This is a genomic window from Photorhabdus viridis (genome assembly GCF_040256935.1).
GTDB lineage: Bacteria > Pseudomonadota > Gammaproteobacteria > Enterobacterales > Enterobacteriaceae > Photorhabdus > Photorhabdus viridis.
Map to the genome: position 1 here is coordinate 1 of NZ_JBEJZY010000147.1, position 1406 is coordinate 1406.

Annotated in this window: 2 protein-coding genes; one reads left to right on the forward strand and one right to left on the reverse strand. The window is 47.2% G+C overall.

Annotation, left to right across the window (positions count from 1 at the left end):
* Positions 1-75: 75 nt before the first annotated feature.
* The gene (gene tnpA / locus ABR397_RS22595) at positions 76-501 is read right to left on the reverse strand and encodes an IS200/IS605 family transposase (protein ID WP_350307671.1); all 426 of its coding nucleotides are present in this window, start codon (positions 499-501) and stop codon (positions 76-78) included.
* 56 nt (positions 502-557) lie between these two features.
* On the opposite strand from tnpA, the gene ABR397_RS22600 reads away from it, so the two are divergent.
* Positions 558-1406, forward strand: an 849-nt coding sequence (locus ABR397_RS22600) for an RNA-guided endonuclease InsQ/TnpB family protein (RefSeq protein WP_350307672.1), incomplete at its 3' end; no start/stop codon positions are given.

The following is a 1406-nucleotide window of genomic DNA, read 5'->3' on the forward strand; positions in this document are numbered from 1 at the left end:
TTAGCGAAAAACGCCGTAAACCCTCGCCCAGTGCGGGCGGGGATATAAGGCGAAAAGCCCGCAGGGCTTTAAAGATCAATCTGGCGTTGACTGACTCTGAACGTAGGCTCTGAGCGTTTCAATCGTTGCCCCTCCGGAGCTACAGACAAAGTACGATCTTGACCACAAAAGTCCGGTTTTACTTTGCATCCGTAAATGCGTGTTCTGCTGGCGTAGCAGACGTGATGATACCGATTTCAAATTATTGACCATCACACTGACAGCAAGCTTTGGCGGGTAGGCAACCAGCAGGTGTACATGATCTGGCTCCCCGTCCATCTCAATTATTTCGCATTCGAGCTTTCCGGCAGCAGAACAAAAAGCATCACGCAACTGCTCTATCATTCGTCCGTCAAACAATTTTCGGCGGTATTTTGTGGTAAAAATCAGGTGTACAACCAGTTTGCTGACACTATGCCGTTTACGGAGGAACCCCTCCAGCAAATCATCATGATTACTCAATTGATATATTCCGTTAACCTGTTAAAATAACAGAAGTATATCAATGAGCGCTGATTATGTTAAGAGCCACGAAAGTACGTATTTACCCGACACCGGAACAGGCGGAATTTCTCAATGCCCAGTTCGGTGCGGTGCGTTTTGCGTACAACAAAGCTCTTCACATTAAAAAACAGGCTTACCAGCGGCACGGGGTGAGTTTAAGCCCCCGTAACGACTTGAAACCTTTACTGGCCGTAGCAAAAAAATCCCGTAAATACGCCTGGCTTAAAGAGTATGATTCCATAGCGTTACAGCAGGCGGTGATTAATCTCGAAGTGGCCTTTTCCAACTTTTTCAATCCGAAACTGAAAGCCCGTTTCCCGACGTTTAAAAGTAAGCACGGAAAGCAATCTAGCTATCATTGTGTTGGAATCAAAGTCATTGATGGTGCGCTCAAAATCCCGAAAATCTTGCCGATTGAAGCTCGTTTACATCGTGAAATTACGGGAACGCTGAAAAGTATCACATTGAGCCGCAGCGCAACCGGAAAATACTACGCATCGTTACTCTGTGATGACGGAATGGAAGCACCTACGAAACCAGCACTGATATCAAACGTTACAGGGCTGGATATGGGGCTGACGCATTTTGCCATCAAATCGGACGGCAATAAGATTGCCAATCCGCGCCACCTTATCAATGTCAGTCACAATCTGCGCCGGAAGCAGAAAGCCCTTTCGCGTAAGAGAAAGGGGAGCGCAAACAGACGTAAAGCCCGAATACAACTTGCGGCAGTTCACGAGCGGGTAGCCAACGCCCGCGCCGATTTCCAGCATAAATTATCTCGCGCAATTGTTGACGAAAACCAAGCGGTAATTGTCGAGACGCTGAAAGCGGCAAATATGATGAAAAATCACCATCTGGCT